We start from the raw sequence: 23,586 nt of genomic DNA on the forward strand, positions 1-23,586 counted from the left end.
CACCGACCAGGCCGCGCCTGAGGAGATCGCCCGGTAGGTGATGGACGCCATGGTCGAAGAGCAGGTGCCACTGCTGGGTTACTGCACTTGACCAGTCAAGATCTGCACCCACAGATCCCTGGCATCTCGGGCCGACAGCCAGGCACTCTCCACGGCTTCTGATGGGCCCTCGCCGGAGATGCGCCGGACGAACCAGAGCCCGCCCGACGTACACAGCTCGAAGATCGGGCGCTGACAGCTGCACGTGTGCTCGCGCAACCGTATCCGATTCGCCCGTGGCCGGCTCTGCTCCCAGCCCACCGGCTCGGCCTGCACATGCGGAGCTGCTATGTGCAACCCGTGGTAGTCGGCCAGGAGCGTCCAGGTGACCACGACATCACCGCCCGGCGCACTGGTCGTGGAGCAGCGCCACAAACGTCGCCGCATCATCGGCGCTCACCGTCTGGTGAAGGCCCGCATCGATCTGCGCGTTGCGGAGCCGGACACCGCGCCTGGTGGCATAGAACACGCCCGCGTCACTGCTGAAGAGCGACCAGGCCGGAAACGCCGCGCGAAGTACGTCGAGGTCATAGGTGCGCATCGCCATGGCTTCACTCTAACCAACCCTGTACATGCCTGTCCATGCCATGACAAGACATGGGTTGGAACGAGTTGTATGTCCAGATATTCCTATGGTTAGAGAGTGATTGAGTTCGAGCCCGATCGCTTCAGGTGGGAGCAGATCGCCGACACCCTCCGCCGGCGAATCAGCGACGGCACCTACCGGCCCAAGCACCTACTGTCCGAGGTGCAGCTCATGCAGGAGTTCGGCGTGGCCCGCGGCACCCTCCGCAAGGCCATGCAGCGGTTGCGCGAGGAGAAACTCATCTACACGATCCCCAACCTGGGCAGCTTCGTCGGCCAGCGCACCGAACCCAGTAACGAGAACCCCACGGCCGGCCAGCCTTCCGCGGAGTAGGCGCCGAGGCGTGCGCCGACGATCGACTTCCACGACAGCCCACAGACGCCCGCACCGAACAACCTCATGCCCTCAGTCAACGTCGTGATAGCCAACGACGCCAGCGAGGTACTCCTCCGTTCCTCCCACGGTCAACAGGGAGCGCGGTCTTCGGGGTCGGAGCCAGCGGGACCTCCCGATGACGCTGTCCGAGCGCAGCCGAGAATGACGCTCGGCGATAGGGCGGCTGCCCCGGTAGTCACCGTGCCTGCCCGCTAAGGATCTGCATCCACAGCGTCCGCGCAGCGCAAGCGGACATCCACGCATTTTCAAGGACGTCCGCAGGCTCCTCGAACGGGTAATGCCGTACGAACCACAGACCGCCGGCCGTGCAGAGCTCGAACATCGGGTACATACAGGCGCACGTATGACCGCGAACCCGCAGCCGGTCAGCGCGAGGCAGGCTCGGCGTCCACTCCACTCGGACGGCCCCTTTTTGCGGAGCCGCCACATGCGGACCGTGATAGTCGAATTGCGGCGGTAGACAGCTCATGATCTCACCGCCATCCGAGTCTGGTCCTGGAGCAACGACACGAAAGTCTCCGCGTCGTCCGCACTCACGGTCTGCCGCAGACCCTTGTCGATATCGGCATCCCTGAGGTGGACACCGCGCAGGGTCGCGTAGAACACGCCCGCGTCGCTACAGAACAGCGACCAGGCCGGGAACGCCGCGCGAAGAACGTCAAGGTCGTAGGGCTCGTGTGAAGCCTGTTCAGGTGACATGCGACGACCGTAGAAGCCGTAGCGTAAGCGAAGAGACACACTCTGTATCCCTTCGCTCCTGTCAGATCATCAGGCCGATATGGTCCGCGAGTTCCCGCGCCTGCGGCCGCAGCGCGGCCGGGCCCGTCTCACACAGGTCGAGGGTCATCCGGCGCGCGTAGCCGTTGTAGCGGATGGTCTCCGGTGTAGCTTGGTACGCGAACTGCAGCGTACCGAAGACCGCCGCGTGGTCTCGCTGCAGCAAGTGGGCACGGGCCACCTCGATCAGATGCCGGCCGCGTCGCGGACGAGACGGAATAGGTACGGACTCGGCGTGGTCGCTCTGCCGCGCGGACTCCCCACCCTGATGGAGCTCAACCGCGATGGTGACGGCGTGCGGACGCATGATCACCCGCGAGAACGAGGTCCACGGCTGGTAATAATCGTCAGGAAGCCGATCCGCGACCCGCGCCGCCTCATCCCAATGCCGCCACGCATCACCGACGTCGCCGGTACGTGCCGCGGTGAACGCCAGCTCGAACAACAACGCCCCCCACATGGCGAGCAGGTCCGTACCCGGGTCGTCCATGTGCGACTCGATGGCTGCCATCCCCTGCCTGTTGATCTCATGCGCGGCGTCGAAGTCGGCAGCTTCCCGATGCACCTGAACTAGGAACCACACCGCACACGACAACGCCAGCGGATCCTCTGACTCCCGCGCGGCGGCCAGCGCCCGATCGGCCACCCGCCACAGCAGGTCCGGCGCGGGCTGGTAAGCGACGAACATCTGAGTCAGGCCATAGGTCTCCGCGAGCAGCGCCTGGGCGGTGCGCCGGTGCTCGCCTCGGTACATCCAGGCGGCCAGCTGGGCGTCGCGAATCAGGTCGGGGAGCAGATCACCGAGGGCAGTGCGATGATCGGGAGAGGCATGCCTGATCCGCCACGCCGCATCGAGTCGTGCCCGAAGGCTGGTGAGCGGCTGCACGGTGCCGCGCGGCTGGATCGGTACAGCATTGACGGCCTCTCGGACAGCGCTCAGCGCCGGATGGCCGGAACCGGTGAACATCCGCACAGGTATGGACTGGTCGCCAGTGAGCTCGCTTAGGTCGCGTACGCGCAAGGCCTCAGCGAGTTGCAGCAGGATCGGCAACCGGGGATTCTGCTGGCGGCGGCCGTGCTCAACGGGATTCGGCTGATGCTTTACACCGTGCGCTGCCCGACCCTTGCCCGGCCGAGCCAGATCTGGCGCCCGCACGCGCCCAGGTTGCCGCTCGGGGGCGCTATGCGCTCGAACTCCACCGCTACCGGCACCGCTGCCGCTGGCATGGCGCGACCGCCAGACGCCTACGGTGCCAGAGCGGGGTGGGCAGGCGGGGCCGGTGTGTCGTGTCACAGGGTTGTGAACCGCTGGGCTTCCAGGAGTGCGGCTCGGGCACCGTAGGTGTCGGCGACTCGTGCGGCGAGCGTGGCGATCGCGAGGTGTCGTGGTAGTGCGGCGTTGAACTTCAGTCCGCTGAGAGCCTTCTCCTCTATGTCAGGCATCCGAAGCCGCTGGGCAAGACCAGTAGTCGCTGAACGCCACTCCTCAAGACCGATATCGCCTCTCAGCCTCAGGTAGAGATCGTCGGCACGCTGTGACTGATCGGCCAGACTTTCGAGCGTGGCCTGCAAGGTGACATTCGCGCCATAGCCCGCCCAGGTCCACCACCGCAAGTCCCCCAAGGAAGTGCGGACGATGAGGGTTCCGCCGGGGTGGACGGTCTCAAGGTTATCTTCGCGAACATGGGCGAGCACGTCGGCAGCCCGGCGACTCAGTCGCACTGGAGGATCCTCACCGAGAAGGACGTCCCGCATGGCACGGGCCACAGCGAATGACGCACCCCCGATCCCCGATGACACCCAGCGTGCCCGTCCGCCGCCGCCCTCATGCGGCTCGACGAAGCATCGCCGACGTTTCCAGTCGATCCAGGTGACCCGCCAAGTGTGACCAGCCAGCAGGATCAGTCTTGGCCCATCCACCGAGGCTGTCAGCAGGGATGGATCGGTCTTACCGATCTCCTCGCGTCCATTCAGGACGGTGAATTCCGGCGGTGCTGTGAATACGGCGGTGAGTTCCATGAAATGCCGATGGCCGAACCGTTTTTCGGCCTCCGGCCCGATGAACCACAGCGGCCCGTCGGTTTCCAGGAACCCGTCAGCGACCAGGTGCTTCGCCACCGGCAGCGTGGACGGGCCGAACAGGTCAAGGCCGTTCCACCACTCCTGCCAGAGCTCGGCGCCGATCCGGTGTTCCTGTAGTGCGAGGGCGAGGATCTGCTGGGCCACGATGTGCTGAGGCGCGGGCGGCGGCTCGATCGGCTCCACGTACCCTCGGCCCCATAGAAGTAGCAGCCCGGCGCAGGTGAGCAGGTCGTCCCCGGTCAGTGCCAGGAACAGACAGTTTCGGGAGGTTCCCGCCCTGCGTCCGGTACGGCCCAGCCGTTGGAGAAATGACGCCACCGAGGGTGGCGCGTTGATCTGGATGACCCGGTCAAGGTCCCCGACGTCGATGCCCAGCTCCAGCGTGGACGTGGCTACGATAACGCAGTCCCGCGACTCGGTGAAGGCCTGTTCGGCCCGTCGCCGCTCGTTCATCGACAACGACGCGTGCGACAGGAAGACGGTCACGCCGAGCTCCCTTAGCGAGGCGCCGAGCTGCTCGACAAGCCTTCGGGAGTCGCAGAAGACGAGTCGCTTCTGCCCGCGGTGCAGCGCTGCGATCACTCGGGCCGCGTTCGGCACCGAGCCCACGTAATCCAGCTGCACGTCCGGCGGCGCCGAACCATCGCTGTCAACAGCAACCACCTGGGCTGGCCGCTTCGATGCCCCCTGCAACCAGGACAGCAGTTCAGGCGGGTTGCCGACGGTGGCCGAGAGCCCGAGCCGCTGAATCGGCCGTCCGCACAGATGTGTCAGCCGTTCCAGCACGCACAGGAGATGCCAGCCGCGGTCGTCGCCGGCGAAAGCATGCACCTCGTCCACGACGATGGCTTGCAGGTCCGCGAACCACGCATGGTGGTTCACTTTCGCGCTCACCAGCATGGACTCCAGGGACTCCGGCGTGGTGAGGAGGATGTCGGGCGGATTGCGCAGGATCGCCTGCCGCTGAGCCGTGGTCACGTCTCCGTGCCAGAGCGCCACCCGGCGTCCCAGCCATCCCGCGTAGATCTCCAGCCTTGGCAGGAGATTGTTGAGCAGGGCCTTGAGTGGACAGACGTACAGCAAGGACAGTCCGGTCCAGCCCTCCACCTCCATACGTGACAGCAGGGGGAAGATGGCTGCTTCGGTCTTGCCGCCCGCGGTGGGAGCCAGTAGCAGTGCGTCGCTGCCGTCGAGTACCGGCGCGACCGCGGCGGCTTGTAGAGGCCGCAGACCAGGCCACTCCAGGGTGTTGACGATGTGGTGCTCCAGTGAGGGATGCAGCCTCACGGCAGGTCGAGCTCCACGTCGTCCACGCTGGTCGCCCGCATGGAGGCTGCCGCCACGTTCCGCTCCACCTCGGTCAGCTCGTTCGAGGACACGGTCAGCGCATAGTCACGGCGAGGATCGAAGTCCTCGAACTCCTCCACTCGATCCAGTACCCCATCGACCAGTTTCCTGAGGAAGAGCCGGGGCGCCACCCCGACCTGGCCACCGAGGTTCCCTGTGACGGCCATTGCCAGAGTCTGAACATAGGAATCATCCACGACAGCAGCGATCCGGGACGGGGCCGAGGATCCAGCCGCATAGAGATCTCGTACGGCACAGCCGAGTCGTACCAGCTTCGGCAGGTCGAAACCGGCCAGCCGGATCTGCACCGAACGTGGGGAGTCGAAACGCGGATCGGCCGTGAATTCGGTAGCCAGCCGCTGAGCCAACGGTGCGAGCCGCTGCACCCCCTGCTGGCCGTCGAAAAACGCCGGAGTGCCAGTGATCAGCAGGTAGAGGCCGGGATAGCGGCCCGCGTCCACCTCGTCGATGAGCTGGCGCAGTGCATTGAACGCCTTCTCTCGCACGTCGGAGCGGACTCGCTGCAGCGTCTCGATCTCGTCCAGCACGATCAGCAGTCCCGGGTGCCCGCAGTCTCGCAACACCGTCAGCAGGCCTTGGAGGAATCCCAACGCCCCGAAGTGGTCCAGGTCTCCGCGGACACCGGCGGCTCTGCGGGCGGACGCGGCCACGTTGGGCTGGCCCCCGAGCCAAGCCAGCAGGGCCTCCGCCGTGGCGTTGTCCTCGGCGAGGCGAGCCTTTCGGTACCCGCGCAGAGCAGCCGCAAAGGCTGGCGTAGTCTTCGCGACGGCGGCCAGTCTGCGCTCCATCAACTCGTCGACTCCACTGTCGAGTTCAGTGGCTCCGGAGACGAGAACGTCCTCCTCCAGAGTGAACAGCCAGGCGTCGACCACATCACGTAGCGCAGAGGGCTGATGCGAGGCTGTGGCCAGTCTTTCGGTCAGCCGGCGGTAGACCGTCTCCAGCCGGTGCAATGGCGTCTCAGTCTCGGAAATTTGGATCTCGCTGACCGCCATGCCTCGACGCTTGGCTCGTTCGGCAAGCCAGCGAGCGAAGAACGTCTTGCCTGAGCCATACTCTCCGCGCAGCGCCTTGAATACCGCCCCGCCACTCGCCGCGGTGGAGAGCTCGTCATCGATGGCGTTCTCAAAGCGTTCCAGCCCGACGGCGAACAGATCCAGGCCGGCTGATGGCACCGTCCCTCGCCGCAAGGCCGAAATCACCTCACGGCGCCGGGCGGCGCTCACCGCGGGAACAGTCATGTCTCGCCCAGGAACTGCAGCTTGAGCAGGCTGACGTCCAGCGCGACGGTACGGTCGCCGTCAATCAGTGTCAACACACCGTAACCCTCGAGGTTGAGCAGCCGCGAGACCTGGCTGACGTAGCCACGCATGCGCGCGGGGGCCTGCCCCACAAGATCGGCGGCCACGTTCACCGGTAGTTTCCCGCCAGCGGTGGCGAGGCCGTCAATTAGCTTCACCATCTGCTCTGCGGCGGGCGCATTGCGGACGAAAGCCCGCTGAGCGGCGAACGTCTCAGATGAGGTGACGCGAGCTCCTAACGACTCGAGGTCGGCGACGGAGAACAGCGCATCTTCCTGTTTGGGTCTGGCAACAGCCCTTTCCGGGCGCTTCTCGTCGATGACCGGTGGCGACCACCATGAGGGCGTGTGCTGGCCGGAGTCGAACACCTGCCAGCCAGGCGGACAGTGCCTCGTGGACGGAACGAACGCCAGGATCGGGATCACCATTTCAGCGAGTGCTGCGCCACCGTGATAGCCGGCGTGCTTGCTGGTGTAGCGGATGGACTCTTCCCAGGCGACCACGACTGCGTCGTCTTCCACCAGTACGCGGGGTCCGCGCAGTAGCACCTCGCCGGTTCCCGGTGTGCCCGTCCGGTAGCGAGCTGATGATGACCTCTCGGTGGTTACCGGCGTCTCCCGTTGGAGGATGTGCCCGTGGTCGGAGGTCAGCACGACGCTCCGGCCAGCCGCCCAGGCTGCGTCCAGCACCTGCTTGAGATAGGCGACACCGTCCAACTTCCACGCGTCGCCTCCATCGGTGGGGCCCTTGTCGAGGGAGTCATCCACTGCGTTGAGCACCACTCCGACGACCGTAGCCTGCTCAGCGATTGCCGTTAGCACCTCGTCGTCGAGCTTGGCCCCGGCATCGCCCGCCAGGTTACCTTTGTGGAACAGCGCGGATTTGCGACCAGGCCACATCGCTCGGAACCCCGGGACCTCATCCCGTTGTGTGCCATCCCGCAGCTCGCCGCAGAGCAGGCTGGTCCGTGAGAACCTGGTCATGGACGGTACAACCGCGAGCCCCGGTTCGCGGCCATCTGACCGGCGGCCGACTTCTGTCCACGCCCAGCGGCGGAGGATGTCATCAGCCAGTTCGCACGCCACGGCAGCACTCATCCCGTCCAGTACGATCACCACGGGAGCAGCAAGTGGCCGCACCACCCGGTCAAGCAGGTTCTCCGCCAGCACGAGTTCGTTGGTGTCGGAACCGTGAAGAGTCCACGACTCTAGGCGGCGGGCGAACGCCTCATCCAGCTCAGCACGGCGGCGCCGCGCTGCCTCGTAGATAGCAGCGTAAGCGGCCTTTGCCTTCGGAACCCTGGCGGTGTCCGCCTGCCACAGCGCGGCGATCGCGCGGTCGGCCCAGCCCCACTCCCGCACGTGCCGAACAGCAAGCGCGTCCAGCGTCTGCGGTATCTGGACCGAGGAGCGGAGCCAGCGAGCAAGCCGTACCGCCATTTCAGCGGTCCGCATTTCGTCGGTGCGTTGCGCCGCCCGACGGTGCTCCCGGACCTGGTTCAGGGCTTCCTCAAGTTCCCGGGGCTCTCCTGAAGCGATGAGCTGGTTGGCGAGCGCGGCAAGTCTTGCGTCGAAACCCAAGTCAAGTGCGTCACTGAGGTCGGCGAGCGACTCTGCCTGCAGCTCGGCAAGGATCGATTCGGCTCGCGCGACCGTGGTCTCGGCTCGCTTGAGCGTGTCCTGTCCGGTCAGCCAGCGTGTCCACAAAGACTCGACTGACTCAGCGAACTGGCGCACGGTCTCGGGCGCCAGCCGGGCACCACTGAAGAACCGCTCCTCGATCCGGACTTTCGCCTGCATTGCCATCTGACGTCGCCCGGCCTTTTCGTGGTACACGGCAGAGGCCACCAGGCCAAGTGGTATTGCGTCCACTGCGTGTCCGGTCTCGACCAGGCGGAAGACCACCGAGGCCACGGGACCAATCTCCGTTTCGAGCCAGTCGCTCAAGCCGGCCCGCTCGACCTCAGGTAATGCACGGAAGGCAGCCAGTGCCGAGTTGTCAGAGCTCCACGTCAACAGAGTTGTGGCATCAGGATCGCCGCCGAATCTGGCCGCGACCAGCGTGCTCAAAGCGGTCTCCAGGGTGAGAACGCCCCCGCCGAGCTTGGGCCATCCTGCCGGCGGCTGGGCATCGATAAGCGCCTCGGCCAACCAAACCCACGAGCGTGACGACAAGCGGGGATCAGCAAGCTTCGCCCCGAACGACTCCCTCACCAGATCGAACCGGTTGACGGGACGAAGCTCGTGGTCGGCGATCCTGGACAGCAGGCTGTCACCAAGGTCTTCCTGTGGGGTCAACAGCACCAAGAAGCCGTCACCGGTGTGGGCGCTGACGGCATCGAGAACCGCCAGAACAGTCTGGCAACCGCGTACGTCGACCCCGTGCCCGTCCACGACAATGGATTCGGCCCCACGCCATTCCGGCGCGGCCCTCAATGCGATGATGCGCTCACGGCTCCCCCTGGATACAGCACGTCGCACCGCAGCTTCAACCACGGCTCGACTGGCCTGCGGAGGCAGCGTCGTGAGAATTGGCGAGCTCACCGTCACCCCACTATCCGCAACGTGATGTTGATGCGCGCGTCCGGGTGCTTCTTCGCCAAGGCACGAAGCTCCGTGACGACGTTTTCCAGCTCACCAGCGCTCACCGAGCGGCTGATCTCCTTTAGCACCGTCACGCCCCTCCTCGTGTCAGGCCCGTCTCCTCTCGGATCCGGTACCACCACCACCGGCGGTAACACTGGAGGCTCGGGCTTCGTGACCACCAGCTGGATCGCCGCGCTTTCCGCTTCTTCGAGCGCCTTGGCCAAAGGGGAAGCGTGCTCATCATGGCCTGCGGCACTGCGCAAGCGCTCCAGCACAACCTTCGCCCGTTCGTCCGAACGCGTCCCAAGCGCCGTAAGGATCTCCCAACGCACCCTGGTCAGCGCGTCCGTAACGCTCCTGGCCTTATCCAGGCCTGCGCGCAAGACCTCCAGCGGACGATCCGTCGCGAACCTGGCCAGCTCCCGCAGGCACGAGGTGTCATCGCCGATCCCAGCCAGCGTCTCCACCAGCGCAGCGGCCTCATGTGCTGTTGCCAGTCGATCGGAACTGTCCAGCATCAGCAGTTCGCTGTGCCGTTCAAGCTCCTTGACCAGGGTTTCGGCGTCCGGCAGCAGCTCGCTGGCCCGCCGCCGCACCGTCTGCGCGAGCTGGTGTACGGCCCGCGCGCTACGCACCGGCTGCCGCTCCGACCGGAACAGAGCGAACGCCCGATCAGAGGCCGCCTTGAACTCCTCGGCGTCGGGCAGCGTCTGCTCGCGTAATGCCATGTCACCGGGGAGATTCTTCAGATCCGGCGCGCCGACCACCTGACCTGCCCGAGTCCAGGCACGGTCACGCTGGACCGCGTAGGCGAACACGATCAGATTGACGATGTCGCCCGGCAGTCCAGGCTGCTCATCGAGGATCCACCGCTTCAGGTCCGATACCAGTAGATCGCCGGTCTTGCCCGCCCTGCTGGCCGCCCGTTCGATGCGGAGCTGCCATTCCTCCCGCAGCACGAAATGTGCCTCGTGCATGGTGCCGAGCTCGAGCTGATGACCGATTTTGGCCAGCACGGGAACGTCGGGCCGGGGCACTTCAGCTCGTCTGGCGTCGCTCTCCTTGGCCTGCTCGATTGCATGGAGCACGGTCTCGAGGTCGCGGTGCCGGTACGCGGTGCGCTTGCCCGCGGGGTCGAGATTGGGGTGGTTGGCGTAGCGATGGTCGAGCAGCTTGCCGCAGATCCAATCCAGTGCTCCAGCCAAACCCATGGCGGCCGGCAGTCGGATGTCCAGCCCGTCGATCAGCGGCAGGATGTGCTGTTCGGATTCCCTGCCGAGATTGGCGGGGTCAGGGGTCGCGGTGCCGTACACCTGCTTGATCACGCCGCTTAGCTTGGTACGCAGTGCCTCACGGCGGCTTTCGAGCTGTGTGCGGGCATGGTGTCGGTCGTCCTCTGTGAGGTGGCTGGCGTAATCCTTGAGCTTGTCGGCGTCCAGAACATGGTTGATCACGACAAGGTCGCCTAGGTCGGTCAATCGCTCAGTGGACAGGAAGTGCGGCAACCAGCCGGCAGTGTCTGGGTTGGGCCGATCCGCGCGGATTCGCAGTAGTCGGTTTCGGTCGTCGGCGGGGCCGAAGTTTTTCTCATCGAACGGGTAGTCGACGAGAATGCGCAGCGCGCCAGGCTCACTCGGTTCGAACTGGCGGGTGTCCAGCCGTTCGGGGTCGCGAACATTGGCGAACACCACTTCGACGATCCGGCGAGTTCCACGCCAGACAATCTCCTTGCGTGACTCGAACTGACCGCTGCCGGTGATCTCCAGCTCTTGCCAGAGCAGGTCCTGCAGCAACCGCCGGCGCGCCGAATCGTCGTCCACCGCACGGGCCTGCGCCAGGATGCCCTGAGTGTCGACCCCGATCAACGCCATCTCCACGGCCGGATCGTCGGCCCCGGAGACGCGGATCTCCCCGAAGTTCGAGGCCAGGTCCCGCAGCGTCTTGGCGACCTGGTTACGCTCCCCACCCGGAATCATCGTCTTGATGGACCCGGAGTTGAGCGCTGCGAGGCGACTCGCGGTGAGGTTGCGCAGCGCGGGAACGTGCGGCACCAACGCGGCCAGCAGCAACGTCTTGACCACCAGGTCATCGGCGCGGAACAGCGGAGTGGGCGGCGCGTCCTCGGCCAGGTTGTGCTTGTGCAGCAGGTACGGACGCAGCCGCTCGACATAGAACCGCTTAGCCTGGTCGAACTCCTCGCGCAGCTTGTCGCTGAATGGCTTGTCCCCGCCCGAGGCGAGCACGTCGTAGATCGCGCCCAGCGGCATGAGCTGCCCGACCGGCAGCGTGTCGCGGTGGTCGACGAGAAGCTGCTGGGTGAGCTTTAGCGCGCTCCGCTCGCGCTGCAGCGCCCCCGAAACGTCGATCATGGCAGCGAGAAAGGCCGGGCTAAAAGGATAGGTGGCACGGAAGTCGTCCCGGGTCGCCCCACCGCCCTGCGCGTCCAGCAGCACGTCCCACACTTGCGGATTAGTCCTGGTCGTGCGTTCGAACGCGGCATCCAGTTCGGCCGTCGCCTCGTCGTTGTTCGGACGCAGCAGCCGTCGCCGGATGATCTCGCGGAGGTTGCGGTCCTCCAGCTTCAGGTGGTCGAAGCGGCCATCCCAGTACTTCAGCGTGTCGAACAGGCTGGCCGTCTGCGCTCCCGCAACATCGCGGCCCACCAGGTCGCGCAGGTCACGCTGGCGCGGGACGAAACTGATGATCGGCGCCGGCCTGTTGGTCTCTGCGGATTCCACCAGCTTGGAGACGTTCTGCGCCTCCCTGCGGACGAACGCGTCGTCACCGAGCCGCCCGGCCAGCCAGAGCACCAGCTCGTCCAAGAGCAGCACGACGGCGTCGTAGCCGAGCACCTCCTTGGCGTGAGTGGAGATCACCGACAGGCCCTCATCCAGGCCGATGAACGACTCGGCGTTGCCGCGAACCGCGGTGGCGTACCGCTTGAACGGCCCTGCGAGCAGATCGCTGACCAGCCGGCGTCGCTCCTTGTCGCCAGCCGGGGCGTCGAAAGCGACATCGAGCAGCTCGCTGTTCCAGCTCGCGCGGCGGAACTTGCTCTGGCTGACCGGCAGCGCCGCGATGAACGCCTCATCGCCATGCGCCGCGCGCTGCTCCCTGGCATCCGCCAGAAGCTGCTCGTCCCGGTACACCGCCGCCGGTGCTTTGTCCGGATGCAGCTTGGTCACATGGCTGACGTAACCGCCGAGAATCGCCGACTCCAGAGTCGTCGAGCCGATCAGGTGGTACGGCACCAGCAGGAAGCTGCGGCCACGCATCCATGAATCATGCTTGGCGACGATCCCGACCAGGCCCTCCTTGCTCCGAGCCTCCGGGTTCTCATTGAGTACGGCATGCAGCACGGCCATGAAGTGGCTCTTGCCCGAACCGAACGAGCCGTCCAGGTACGTGCCGTGCGAGCTGCTCTTCTCCACCGCCGTTTTGATGATCCCGAGTGCCTCGTCGAAGACCTGGGCGAGCTGCGGCGTGACCACGTAGTCCCGAATCGTCCGATCGGCGTGGTCGACCCCGTCGGTCAGCTTCAGCACGAAGTCCCCGGCGTGCACCCGCTCGGGAATGTCGATCAGATCACGCAGCAGTTTGATCATCGTCACGCCTTCTTCTTCCGGCCGCGAGTCGTTGCGACAGGGCGCCAGGCCAGCAGGTCGTCGTCGGTGAGGTTGTGCCTGAGCTGCTGGGCTTCCAGATAGCTGGTGTAGGCGTTCGCCCACGAGTCACCGAAGTCCGGGTCTATCTCCGCGTGCCACTGCTTCACCCAGGGCAAGACCTCACGCAGTCCCGCGATGAGTGGGGTGAGTAGATCGCTTTCCCACAGGTCGTGGGTGCCACGCTCCTCGATCAGGGTCATCAGAGCATGCGCCTGCTCGCGGTGGTCCCAGCCCGCCCAGCCGAGCAGCAGGCTTGTGTCCGCCTCCGAGCCCGCGTTCTCGTAGGAGATGAACCGCTCCTTGGGCACGTCGAGCTTGCCTCGATTACGCCAGTAACTGGTCTTGCGGAAATCACCGCCGCCGTATTTCGGTGGGACCGGGATGTTCAGGCGCTGCCCGGTGGCGTCCTCTTCCCGCTGCTGCTTCCATGTCTGTTCCCACTGGGCGCGCTTGCGCAGGCCGGTGTCCTTGTAGCGGAGCGAGGCGAGATACGGCACGTGCTCTGCGGCCATGATCTCTTCGAGCACGTCGGCCAGGTCAGCGTCGGGACCCTTGAGCAGGCGGGCGATGCTCACCACATCGTCATCGGCACGCAGCTTGTCGGCCAGACGGTCAACTGACATCGGACGCGGCTGGAGGTTGCCGAACTCATCCGGCGCGAACCACAGCTCCTGCTGCTCGCACCGGTCCAGCAGCCAGGTCGTGAGCGCTTCACGCTCCCGCTTCTCCCACGACTCGACCGCCCAGCGGCGCTTGTACTCCGGTCGCTCGATCAGTGCGATATCCCGCCGCTTCTCGATGATCTCGATCCTTTTCTGGATGACCTTCTTGAAACGCTCGGGCCAGCATGTAGGAATCTCGGTGATCGGCGTCGAACCGTGCCGGACGAACCACTGCGTCTTGATCTCACCAGCAGACATTCTCCTAGCGAGGACGATCTCGAACGCTCGCTCTCCGAGATTCAACCTGGGAATGGCGTCCGGATCACAAGATCGCCTCATCCCATCCCCTACTCGCAGTTCGGCCGCTTCCTCATTGTCGAGCAGGCCATAGAGCCGGTAGACCTCCCAGTCCAGCTCCTCCTGAAGCGCGAGCATCCGCCCCCGGACCTCCATCCACTCGACGCGCGCAGCGTCGAGGGTGCTTCGAGTTGGTACGGCTCGCATGCACATGGCTGATGGCTCGACCTGACCCAACTCCTGCGCGAGCCTGTCCATCTCTCTACCAAGAGTCAACGGCAGCTTGGCGGGCAGCGGGAACTCCTGCAGCTTTGTCCCAGTGAATTCATAGAAGTTCTCCCATGGGTCCGTCGTCTGACGAGCTCCCTTACTGTCGACAGTGCTCCCCTTGTTGTGGCTTACCTGCTTGAGCCAGAAGCAGGCGGTCGAGCTGTTAAGCACCCCCAACAACTCTAGGTACTGGTCCTCCGTTGCCCCCTCAGGCAGGGTAATCACCGGTGCCGAATGCTTAAAAGCTATGCTCTTGCGCCCCAAATAGAAGTGATTATGCGTAGCTACCAGAGGAAACGCAATAATCATTTCCCGCTTAAGTTTACTCAGATAAACTTCACGCCACTCGTGCCATGTAGCCCCCCTGTCACGCATAGACACACTGAAGCGCTTACGCGACCACAGGAGATCTCGGAGTGGCCAGAGTATTCTTAGCCCTCCCGTCGGGTCCACGCTTTCCTGAAATTCATATTTCTCGGTGTAAGAACCGATAAGCCAAGTGGGAGCCCCTAGGCGCCAATCACGGATGTCTGTCCCCTCCGCGCCACACGAGAGATCTCTCGCTTTGCGAATCATCGCTTGGGTGCGCGTTACGACGTAAGCCGAGTCTTCGCCAGTGATTACCGCTAGCCCTGCTTCATCAATGCAATCCTTCACCCTCAATGGCGATCTTTCGAGGGATGTTGTAACGTCAATGGCACCCCCTCCCGCCAGGCTCCAAGGGTGGGTCGCGAGAAGACTCCGAGCGAGATCATCGACGCCGACCCAACGAGATTGCGTGCCCGGTAGGTCAATCTGCTGTTTAATCGCCTGCCAAACTTTTCCCTCCGACGGAACTGCTGGCTGCATAGGTTCACCCTGGATGCCCATGACTGTCCGGATCGTCGTTAGGCTGGGCTTTTGATTGCGACCTATCAAAATCACAGTAGGGGTACCGTGCCCAGGAATGTAAGCACCAGAGGTGTCGATAACATAGGTCAAATCAACTTTGCCGACGAAAAATCCTTCAATCAACTTCTTGCCGAATTCGCGTTTCATAAATGAATTCGCCGTGATCTGGCCAACGAATCCCGCGCTTGCGACCCCCGGGCCGCGCAATGCCAAATCAAAAAACCTTTCGGCGAAGGGCACGGAAAGCGCATACTCCCTGTGGCAGGTAGCGTAATGCTCGCGGTAGATCCGGTTCTCGGTCTTATCTCTTACGGTGATATAGGGCGGATTGCCAACGACGACATGGTACGACCCTGGAGCTAGAATGTCGCACTGTGCCACGTAGTCGTTCGCATCCTCGTCCGCAAATAGGAATGTATCGACCTCAGAAATCGTCCCTTGCCCTTGCTCCCCCCTACGGAATAGCAGGGTGTCGGCAACTGCGATGTTGATAGGGAACTCTGGAGCCTTATCCAGTGAGCTGACCTCACCCGCATCGAGAGCAGCGACAAGTAGACGAAAGCGAGCGATGGCTGCGGCAAACGGGTTCTTGTCGACTCCGTGGACTGATCTCAGCGTGCGGACAATGAGATCCCATTTGTCCGCACCAGTGGTGCGGTACTCCCAATAGGCGAGAAGGCGCTTAAACGCGCCCAGAAGGAAGTGTCCTGACCCGCAGGTGGGGTCGATCAAACGGAAGTCGCCATCGAGGAAGGCGTCATGAAATTCGTTCAGTGCAGGTTCAAGGGTGTGGTCGAGGATGAACTCTTCGACGAACTCCGGGGTCTGGAGGAGGGCATATGTCTTTTTGGCGTATTCGGACAGGTCTTGGTAGAGGTCGCCCAGGAAGCGGGTGTCCTCGCCGGTGAAGTCATGGATGATCTGGCGGTTCGCGTCAGTTGTGCGCCAGAAGGCCAGCAGCCTCTGGGCCACCGAGTGGGAAGGGCCTGCCAGGCGGGTTGCGGCGGTGTCCCAGCGGGCGTCGAGAGGGAGGGCAGTCTCGTCGGGCGTGGGAGGGCGGGAGATGGACCACATCGGGTTGTGGTCGAAGTCGAACAGCCCTGCCACGACCGGGGACACGGACATCGCGCGGAATCCGGCCAGGATCCAGTCGCGGTCGGTCGTTGCCGGGCGAGCCCGGACGAAGTCGGCTTGCAGTTCGGCCGCCATGTCCAGCCGTTCACCGGGGCCGGCCAAGAATGGGAGCTCGATCAACCGGTTGTCCTCGCAGTACCGCAGGAACACGGTGCCGAGCACCCACGCCACCGCCGCCTGCGTGACCCGACCGTCGCGCCAAGCTTCGAAGGTCGCCGCCGTACGCGAGGCCGTACGTGCGTCCGCCCATTCCTGTCGGAGGCGCGCGTCGACCGCCGCGTCCGAGTCAGCGCGGTCGCGGAGGTCGTTTTCCAGTGCGGCGACCTGCTTGCGGAGGTCGGTCAGCAGTGCGGAACCATTGATCACGAAGCTCTCCTGGGGGTTTGAAGTGCCGCGTTGGACAGGGCCTCCATCGCGTCGCGGGACAGGGCCAGTTCCTCGTTGCCGCCAGGGATCACCTCGATCGCCTGACGGTCGAGCTGGGCACGCTCGCGCGGATCGGCCATGGGTGCCAGCAGCCACAGCCCGTGCGGTTGTTCATGTGAGCTACGCGCGGCCTCGGCCAGCCGGGCCAGTAATTCGGCACCACCGGCGTACCGGGAGACGAGCCTGCCGCCACGCTCGCGGAGGGCCAGCGGGGCGGCGTCGTGGAGCAGGACCATCCCGTCCAGAGCACGGATTCGATGTTCCACCAGCTCGAACGCTTCCCTGGTCATGTCGGCCAGGCCGACCTGATCCTCTGGTGGCGCGTCGGATGAGTCGGTGGCCAGTACGTCGGGCCAGTCGGGCAAGCCCCACTCATCACGAACCTCGCGAAGCGCGGTAATGAACTCTTTGGTCACGTTGAAGCACGTCATCGACAGCTCCGGCATCGAGCTGAGACGGGCGGGCAGCTGAGCTGCCTGCTCGATACGGGCCTTGAGCACAAGGAAGCCGCCCCGCTGCGCTACCGAGATCATTCGAGACAGCGCCTCCCGTGGTGCCAGCAGGCCGGGTAGCCCTGTGGCGGTTCGGGTGGTGGTGCTCGGTAGCCGGCTGGACTGGGTGGTTCCAGGGCTTACGTACCGGCCTTCGGCGTCGATTTCGATGGCCAGCCCGGCGTCTTTGAGCACCCTGCGCAGCCCACCGGCGTGATCGGGGAAGCTGGTCAGCGCGGGTAGCCGCGCCAGGACCCGTTCGCGCAGCTCGGTAGGGGTGATGGCGGCGGACAGCATGCCGCCGACCTGAGCCAGCCGCACGGCGCGAACCGGGTCGAGGTCGACCGGATAGAGTTCGAAGCGCGGGGTCACGGCGGCGCGCGCAGACGAGGCGGCGGCGAGCGAGACCAGACGGGTGTCCGGGAGCGGCGGCATGCCATCCGGTGCTGGCAGGCGGCGCAGCTCGCGTAGGGCGGCGGCTGTTACCGGCAGCGGATCGCGGCCGGCCAGCTCGTCGGCTTTGGCGCCGAGCTGGAGCGCGTAGTCGAGAAGCTGGGCGTCGCTGGGCAGGCTAGGGTCGTCTTCGGCGACCAACGCCACCAATAGCCGGTCGCCTTTGCGCCGTTTAAGCAGGCGAGGGTTTTCCAGTCGCTCTTCGGTCTCGATCGCCGCTCGCACGGTGGCTCCAGCGAGCGCGAGCCGCGCAGCCGTACCACTTAGCTCCGAACCGCGGTGAGCTAGGAGCTCAGCGGCGAGTTCCGAGACCTCCATGACGCGGCCGTGGTCCGCCAGGTTCGCAAGCAATTCGTTGCGTAACGCGGTGACAGCCGGGTCCTTCGCCCAACGCTCCCGAGCCTTCCCGACCAAGGTCGCCACATACTGGGGGGAGACGCCAAGCAGCGCAGCGATCTCCTTTTGCGGTGCCCACGGCGGCACAGGTGACGGCGTGCCGTCGAGTCCTGGGAGAGCGAGTGTGTGAAAAACAGCCTTGGCCGCGTTGTCGTCGGTCTTGCCGCCCTTGGGCACCAGGCGAGCAACCAGCTCGTCCAAGCCGAGCCGGGCATAGTCCACGATGGCGGCGGGCGCCAGTCCCTGCTGTTTGACGTGTCCTGCTGAAGGGGCAGCATGAACGCGCTCAGCAATCTTGAACCGCCGTCGCCACTCCCTGGCCCGTTTGAGCAGCTCGTTACGCGGCGCGACACCTACTCCTCGCAACCGCTGCACGCGCGTGCCCGGGATCTTGACGAGCTCCCCAACGGTCTGCACGCCCAGATCGTTCAGGGCGATGGACAGCGCCTTGGGCGTGAGGCCAGCCGCCACCAGCTCGGTTCGCTCAGACGCCGCCGCGGCCGCCCGATCGCGAGCTTCGACCGGATCGACCGCCTCGTCGTGGCCAGTGGTAGTGGTGGTGAGCGGACGGGCCTCTTCCAGAGCGCGGAAGATGTCCCGCCACGCGTCCCGCATATCCTTTATGTCGCGGAAGCGCTTCCTGGCGTCGCGAGCCAGAGCGACAGTGAAGAACTCGACCAGTCCTTCTCGGATCTGGGCGTCGAACCGATCCTCCGCCAGTTGCGGAACGGTTTCCTCCGGACCGAGCAGCTTCGGCTCTGTTACACCGTCACCCCACGAGGGCAGCTCCGCACTGGCCATCTCGTGGAGGGTGACAGCGAGTGCGTAACGCTCGGCTTGGTCATCGTAGACAGGCCTTCGATCCGTGCCGATGAACGGATCCAAGTAGCCCGGGGTTCCTGCGGTGTACGCCTTGTCGGTCGCCCCTGCCATCGAGAAGTCGAACAGGACCAGCCGGGTCTGCCGGTTTGTCAGCGTACGGATGGCTAGGTTGTCCGGTTTGAGGTCACGGTGCCGTATGCCCTCCTCATCGAGAAAGGCAACGGCGGTGAAAAGGTGCTCGCCGTAACGTTCCAAAGCCTCGATGGAGAGCTGGCCGTCGCTGCGCAGGTGGTCAGCAAGCGTGGTGTCACCGGCGCGGTCGAGCACGATCACCTGGCGCCCGCCGAGCTCGATCGGGCCCTCGATCAGCCGAACGATATGCGGCTCGCGCATGCGGCGCAGAACCGCCGCCTCCTGCTCCAAGCGAGAGATCGCGGCATCGTTTAGCGCGATCTTGAGTACGGCCTGCTGAGTGGTCCCGTCCCGCCGACGCTCGGCAAGCAGTGCTCGCGCCGTGGAACCCTTGCCCAAAGTGCCGAGTACATGCCACTCACCGACGGTTGCGCCTCTCGCGGCTTGTAGCGGGTCGATCTCCTCGGGCGCAGTGAGCCGCTCCTCCACGAGGTCCAGTCGCTGGAGTACGGCCCGCACGCTCTCCAGCCGGTCGAATACTGTGGGGCGGGTGGCGTCCCTGACCAGTTCGTCGAGGAGCGGGTCCATAGAATCAGCGATCGCGCTCGGCACCAGGCCATCCCGCTCGTTGAGGCGCTTCTCCAGCGCACCTCGGGTGTCAGCCGGCGGCTGCCCTGTCAGGATTAGGTATGCGCACGCGCCCAGGCCGAACACGTCGAGCGGCACGCTCTCGGCGTCAGGCTGGACGAACTCTGGAGCCAGATATGCCTGGGCGGCCTTCTCGATGTGTCCAGCCAGCGAGGGGGCAGCATGCTGGGTGAGAGTTGCCCGGTTCTGGGAGGTGACGCGGGTGAGCGTCGCTGCCTGCCAGTCGGCAATCATCAGCTTCGGATAGCGGCCCTGTGCGTGAAACTCCACCCAAATGCTGCGAGCAGCTAGAGCTCGGTGAAAGAGGTGGCGCCGGTGTGCGTGATCGAGGGCTTCAGCGAGCTGGCGGATCATGTCAAGGCGGGTATCGACATCAAGCTGTTCGCCATACTCGGCCAGGTAGTGGTCTAGGCGCAGCCAGCCAGGCTTGTGCGGGAAGAGTACGGCTGGTCCAGCGTCATGCTCGTCGCTGAAGTCGAGGGCCTTGATGATGCCCGGGTGATCAATGCCCTGGAGAACCAGGTATTCGCGACGAGCCACCTTGCGGGTGGACTCTCGCTCTTCCGGGGTTGCCCGTAGCTCCGAGAGGTAGATCCGTACCCGCCGATGCTGGCCTGATAGTGCCGTGTTTTCAGCGAGGAAGTCCTCCCAGGTCGGGCCCGTGTCCAGAGACTTGGGTGCCAGCTCCCATTGGCCGAGCTTGCGGTGCTTGCGCACAGCGGTGACACCGATCTTCTCGAGGAGATCGGGGAGCTTGCGCGAGAACGTCACGTCGACACGATCGCGTTCGCCTCGTGGCGGCCGACCGAGCAGGTCCTTCCAGATGCCTGGCAGTCCCGTGCTCTTGTCGTCGCGGCCGTAGACGTTCAGTCGCTGAACGTCGTCAAGCTGGCTCTCCAGCGTGGGATCCGACAAGAAGATCGCGGGGGCGATGTAGGGAATCTTGATGTTTCTAAGCCCGAGCTCCTTGACCGCCCACTCCAGCTGGCTCTTGAGCTCCTTGCACTTGAGATCGGTCAGCTCAAGGGGGTTCGTGATGGAGCGGACGCGATCGGAGCTGAAGAGCCAGGTGCTACCACGGTTGGTGACCCGCCCAGGATGACTCTTGATCTCCACAAGGTAAAGGCCGCTGCGGGTCGCGATGAGCAGATCCACCTCCCGCGGATGGCCAGACCTCGCAGTAAAGCTGAAGGTTTGCCAAGCACGGTACGGCTCGGCGTCTGGCATGCGGTCACGGATGTGTTTGAGGGCTTCTTCCTCCCAGGGGAACGTCGATCGCGGCCCTTGCCAGCGACGCAACCCGGCCATCCCGTCCCCTTTATGCGACGACATCACAACTCTTGGCGATTAGCTCGATACCCACCGACACGACTGGCAACGCATCAACCTTTCACCGCAAGGAGCGAATAATACTGTCAAACAAGAACACTGGACCCACGCCCACCAGAGAAATCTGGTAGTCGACTGACCTGCCACGCACATTTCGGTCCATAAGATCATTTAGGTCATAGGCCAGTGTTGGTTAGGGGTGCCCAAAACGCAATACCACCCATGAGCAGCCAGCGCCTGTATGGTCAACGGCACGGCCCCGTCCCTCTCGTGATGGTCACGACTACGCAGCTCAGTTCTGTCGACGCCCCTGTATACGGCCATCCACCATTTCCTCATCGCTTCCTGACAGGGATGGGGTAGGACCCCCTTTACCTGCTGGTATGCGCTACTGCAGTTGCTGCAGGTGTTGGGCGCTTTCAACCGCGGCTGGGCGGGGCGGGATACATTTCTCGTGACGACGTGTGGCGGCCACATCGTCAGGGGTCATCGGTGCCGGCCATGAGGGGCCATTTCATGAGTGAGGAACTTGTAGCACTGGTTGGTTCGGCGTCGCCTTATGTAGTGGCGGCGGGTGCGTATGGGAGCGGGGTGCTCGCGCGCGTGCAGGAAGATGCGGCCGATGCCACGGTGGGGTGGGGGCGGAAGATTCTTCAGCGGTTCTTCGGTGCCGAGCCCAAGTCAGCAGAGGTGCCCCGGGAGTTGGAGAGGCTGATACGGGAACCTGACAACGTCGACTTTCAGGCCGCGTTGCGGGTGTATCTGGCGGAGCTGCTGCAGGAGGATGCGCAGCTGGCCGACGACGTACGCGACATGCTGGAGCAGGCCGAGACCGCCACCGGCCACTGGGTTGCCGGCAACACGGTGACCGCATCCGGGGGTGGAGTGGCGGCAGGGCGTGACATCACCGGCAACGTGACCACGGGGAACAACTCGTCCATCGCTGGACGCTAGGCCATGGCCCAGGAGATGGAGCGCGAAGGCGCGGAGCGGCTCACCGCATCTGCTCGCGCAGTGGCGGCGGGGGGTGACATCACCGGGAATGCGACCACGGGCGATAATTCGCCGATCGACGCTCGGACGACTCGGCTGGAGCCAGGAAGTTTGCTGGCTCCAGGACAGGTCGATATGACCGCCCCCATAAGGTTCCTGCAGGAGCCCCGCGCGGCGGAATTCGTCGGACGCGAGAACGCGCTGACGGCCTTGGAGCACATGCTCGCCGATGACGGCGAGCATGTGGTCATTCGCCAGCTGGTCCGCGGGATGGGGGGCGTGGGCAAGTCGGAACTGGTCCGGCACTACGCCCACGCCCATCATGCCCGTTACCCAGTGGCGTACTGGATCACCGCAGACACCGAGGAGAGCATCGAGAAAGGGTTCGCCGCGCTGGCCGCGGAGATTCACCCAGCCATCGCCCTGGTCGGCAACGTGCAGGAGGCTGCCCAGTGGGCGCTCGGCTGGCTACGCGCCCACCCGGGATGGCTCGTCGTGCTGGACAACGTTGATGATCCCGCCCTCGTGCGGTCCTGGCTCGATCATCTGGGTGCCGGCCATGTTCTGATCACCACGCGCCGTGACGTGCACTGGCCGGGAACCCGCACTGTTCCCTTGGACGTCCTGGACGAGGGCTCCTCGGTAGAGCTGATCGCTAAGGTCAGCGGATACGGGCAACCGGAGGATCACGCGGATGTAGCGGCGATCGCTGCTGAGCTGGGTTACCTGCCGCTGGCGCTGGAGCAGGCCGCCGCCTACATCCGCCAATCACACAAAAGCCCCGGCCGCTACCTGGAGCGGCTACGCCTCCATCCAGCCCGGATGTATGCCAAATCAGCGGCGGGCGGCAAGGCCGAACAGACCATGGCGCGCCTGTGGGACACCCACCTGGGCGCCATCCGCGAGCATGACACCGCCGAGAATCTCCGGGCGGAACACCTGCTGCGTACGCTGGCGTGCTACGGGCCAGACAACATCCCCCATACGCTGCTGATTAGCGATGCCGACGATCTGGATCTTGACGACGCGTTGGAACTTCTCGCCTCCTACAGCATGATCACACGCGCGGGCACGGACGAGCAGCAGACGGTGAGCATGCACCGGCTCTTCCAATCAGTTATCTACAATGGCTTGGACTATCACCACCCACGCACCCACGCCGCCCGTGAGAGTGCCCTCACCCGCCTGGCTCAGGCACTGCCGGCCGACGCGCAATCTGACCTGTCTGGCTGGCCCCTCTGGCGCGATCTCCTCCCGCATGTGGATGCGGTCGCGCTTCGCTACCAACAAGGAACCGAACCAGAAGAGCTCGGGGAAGTCCTCAACCAGGCTGCCGTTTTCTCCTCCATACAAGGCCAACACCAGCACGCTCATGACCTCTCCAGCCGGGCGCTGGCCATCGCCGACACGGCGCTGGGTCCCGACCACCTTGACGTGGCCACCGGGCTGGGGATTCTGGCGTCCAGCTTGCACGCTCTGGGGCGGGCGGGTGAGGCGGTGCCTCTGTTTGAGCGGGCGCTGGCCATCACCGAGACGGCCCTGGGCCCCGACCACCCGGACGTGGCCACCGGGCTGGGGAATCTGGCGTCCGGCTTCAGCGATTTAGGCCGGATGGATGAGGCGGTGCCGTTGCAGCAACGAGCACTGACCATCACCGAGACCACCCTGGGCCCTGATCACCCCGACGTGGCCATCCGGCTAGGAAATCTGGCGTCCAGCTTGCGCGCTCTGGGGCAGGCGGGTGAGGCGGTGCCGTTGCAGCGACGGGCACTGACCATCACCGAAAGCACCCTGGGCCCCGATCACCCCGACATGGCCATCCGGCTAGGAAATCTGGCGTCCA

At 64.8% G+C, this 23,586-nt stretch carries 12 protein-coding genes; 3 read left to right on the forward strand and 9 right to left on the reverse strand.

Annotated features, from left to right (window positions below):
* Window positions 1–376: 376 nt before the first annotated feature.
* Entirely contained in the window at window positions 377–586 is a 210-nt protein-coding gene (locus AB0B64_RS31755; protein WP_358181550.1) for a hypothetical protein, read from the reverse strand.
* 96 nt (window positions 587–682) lie between these two features.
* On the opposite strand from AB0B64_RS31755, the gene AB0B64_RS31760 reads away from it, so the two are divergent.
* Entirely contained in the window at window positions 683–958 is a 276-nt protein-coding gene (locus AB0B64_RS31760; protein WP_358181553.1) for a winged helix-turn-helix domain-containing protein, read from the forward strand.
* A gap of 528 nt (window positions 959–1,486) precedes the next feature.
* On the opposite strand, the gene AB0B64_RS31765 is transcribed toward AB0B64_RS31760, so the two are convergent.
* The 8 genes from AB0B64_RS31765 to pglW form a co-directional block, all read right to left on the reverse strand.
* Entirely contained in the window at window positions 1,487–1,720 is a 234-nt protein-coding gene (locus tag AB0B64_RS31765) for a hypothetical protein (RefSeq protein ID WP_358181556.1), read from the reverse strand.
* Window positions 1,721–1,781: 61 nt separating this feature from the next.
* The gene (locus AB0B64_RS31770) at window positions 1,782–2,849 is read right to left on the reverse strand and encodes an XRE family transcriptional regulator (RefSeq protein ID WP_358181559.1); all 1,068 of its coding nucleotides are present in this window, start codon (window positions 2,847–2,849) and stop codon (window positions 1,782–1,784) included.
* A 239-nt stretch (window positions 2,850–3,088) separates the two neighbouring features.
* Window positions 3,089–5,167 (reverse strand): DEAD/DEAH box helicase, encoded by a 2,079-nt coding sequence (locus AB0B64_RS31775; RefSeq protein ID WP_358181562.1) that lies wholly within the window; start codon window positions 5,165–5,167, stop codon window positions 3,089–3,091.
* The gene (gene brxD, locus AB0B64_RS31780; RefSeq protein ID WP_358181565.1) at window positions 5,164–6,489 is read right to left on the reverse strand and encodes a BREX system ATP-binding protein BrxD; all 1,326 of its coding nucleotides are present in this window, start codon (window positions 6,487–6,489) and stop codon (window positions 5,164–5,166) included. The genes AB0B64_RS31775 and brxD overlap by 4 nt, the downstream gene beginning before the upstream one ends.
* Window positions 6,486–9,098 carry a BREX-2 system phosphatase PglZ gene (gene pglZ, locus AB0B64_RS31785; RefSeq protein WP_358181568.1) on the reverse strand — a complete coding sequence of 871 codons (2,613 nt, stop codon included), beginning with the start codon at window positions 9,096–9,098 and terminating at the stop codon, window positions 6,486–6,488. The genes brxD and pglZ overlap by 4 nt, the downstream gene beginning before the upstream one ends.
* A complete protein-coding gene (locus AB0B64_RS31790) occupies window positions 9,095–12,739 on the reverse strand; it encodes a phage resistance protein (protein ID WP_358181570.1) in 3,645 nt (1,214 codons plus the stop codon). The genes pglZ and AB0B64_RS31790 overlap by 4 nt, the downstream gene beginning before the upstream one ends.
* A 2-nt stretch (window positions 12,740–12,741) precedes the next feature.
* Window positions 12,742–16,419, reverse strand: coding sequence for a BREX-2 system adenine-specific DNA-methyltransferase PglX (pglX, locus tag AB0B64_RS31795; protein WP_358181573.1), 3,678 nt, complete (start codon window positions 16,417–16,419; stop codon window positions 12,742–12,744).
* Complete coding sequence (gene pglW / locus AB0B64_RS31800; protein ID WP_358181576.1) at window positions 16,416–20,729, reverse strand: BREX system serine/threonine kinase PglW; 4,314 nt, start codon at window positions 20,727–20,729, stop codon at window positions 16,416–16,418. Before pglW ends, pglX begins: the two co-directional genes overlap by 4 nt.
* 537 nt (window positions 20,730–21,266) lie before the next feature.
* Here pglW and AB0B64_RS31805 point away from each other — a divergent pair.
* On the forward strand, window positions 21,267–21,704 hold the full coding sequence (locus AB0B64_RS31805) for a hypothetical protein (protein WP_358181579.1): 438 nt from the start codon (window positions 21,267–21,269) through the stop codon (window positions 21,702–21,704).
* 3 nt (window positions 21,705–21,707) lie between these two features.
* Window positions 21,708–23,586, forward strand: a 1,879-nt coding sequence (gene fxsT / locus AB0B64_RS31810) for an FxSxx-COOH system tetratricopeptide repeat protein (protein ID WP_358181582.1), incomplete at its 3' end; no start/stop codon positions are given.

This window comes from Nonomuraea sp. NPDC049129 (assembly GCF_040648495.1).
In the GTDB taxonomy this organism is placed as follows: domain Bacteria; phylum Actinomycetota; class Actinomycetes; order Streptosporangiales; family Streptosporangiaceae; genus Nonomuraea.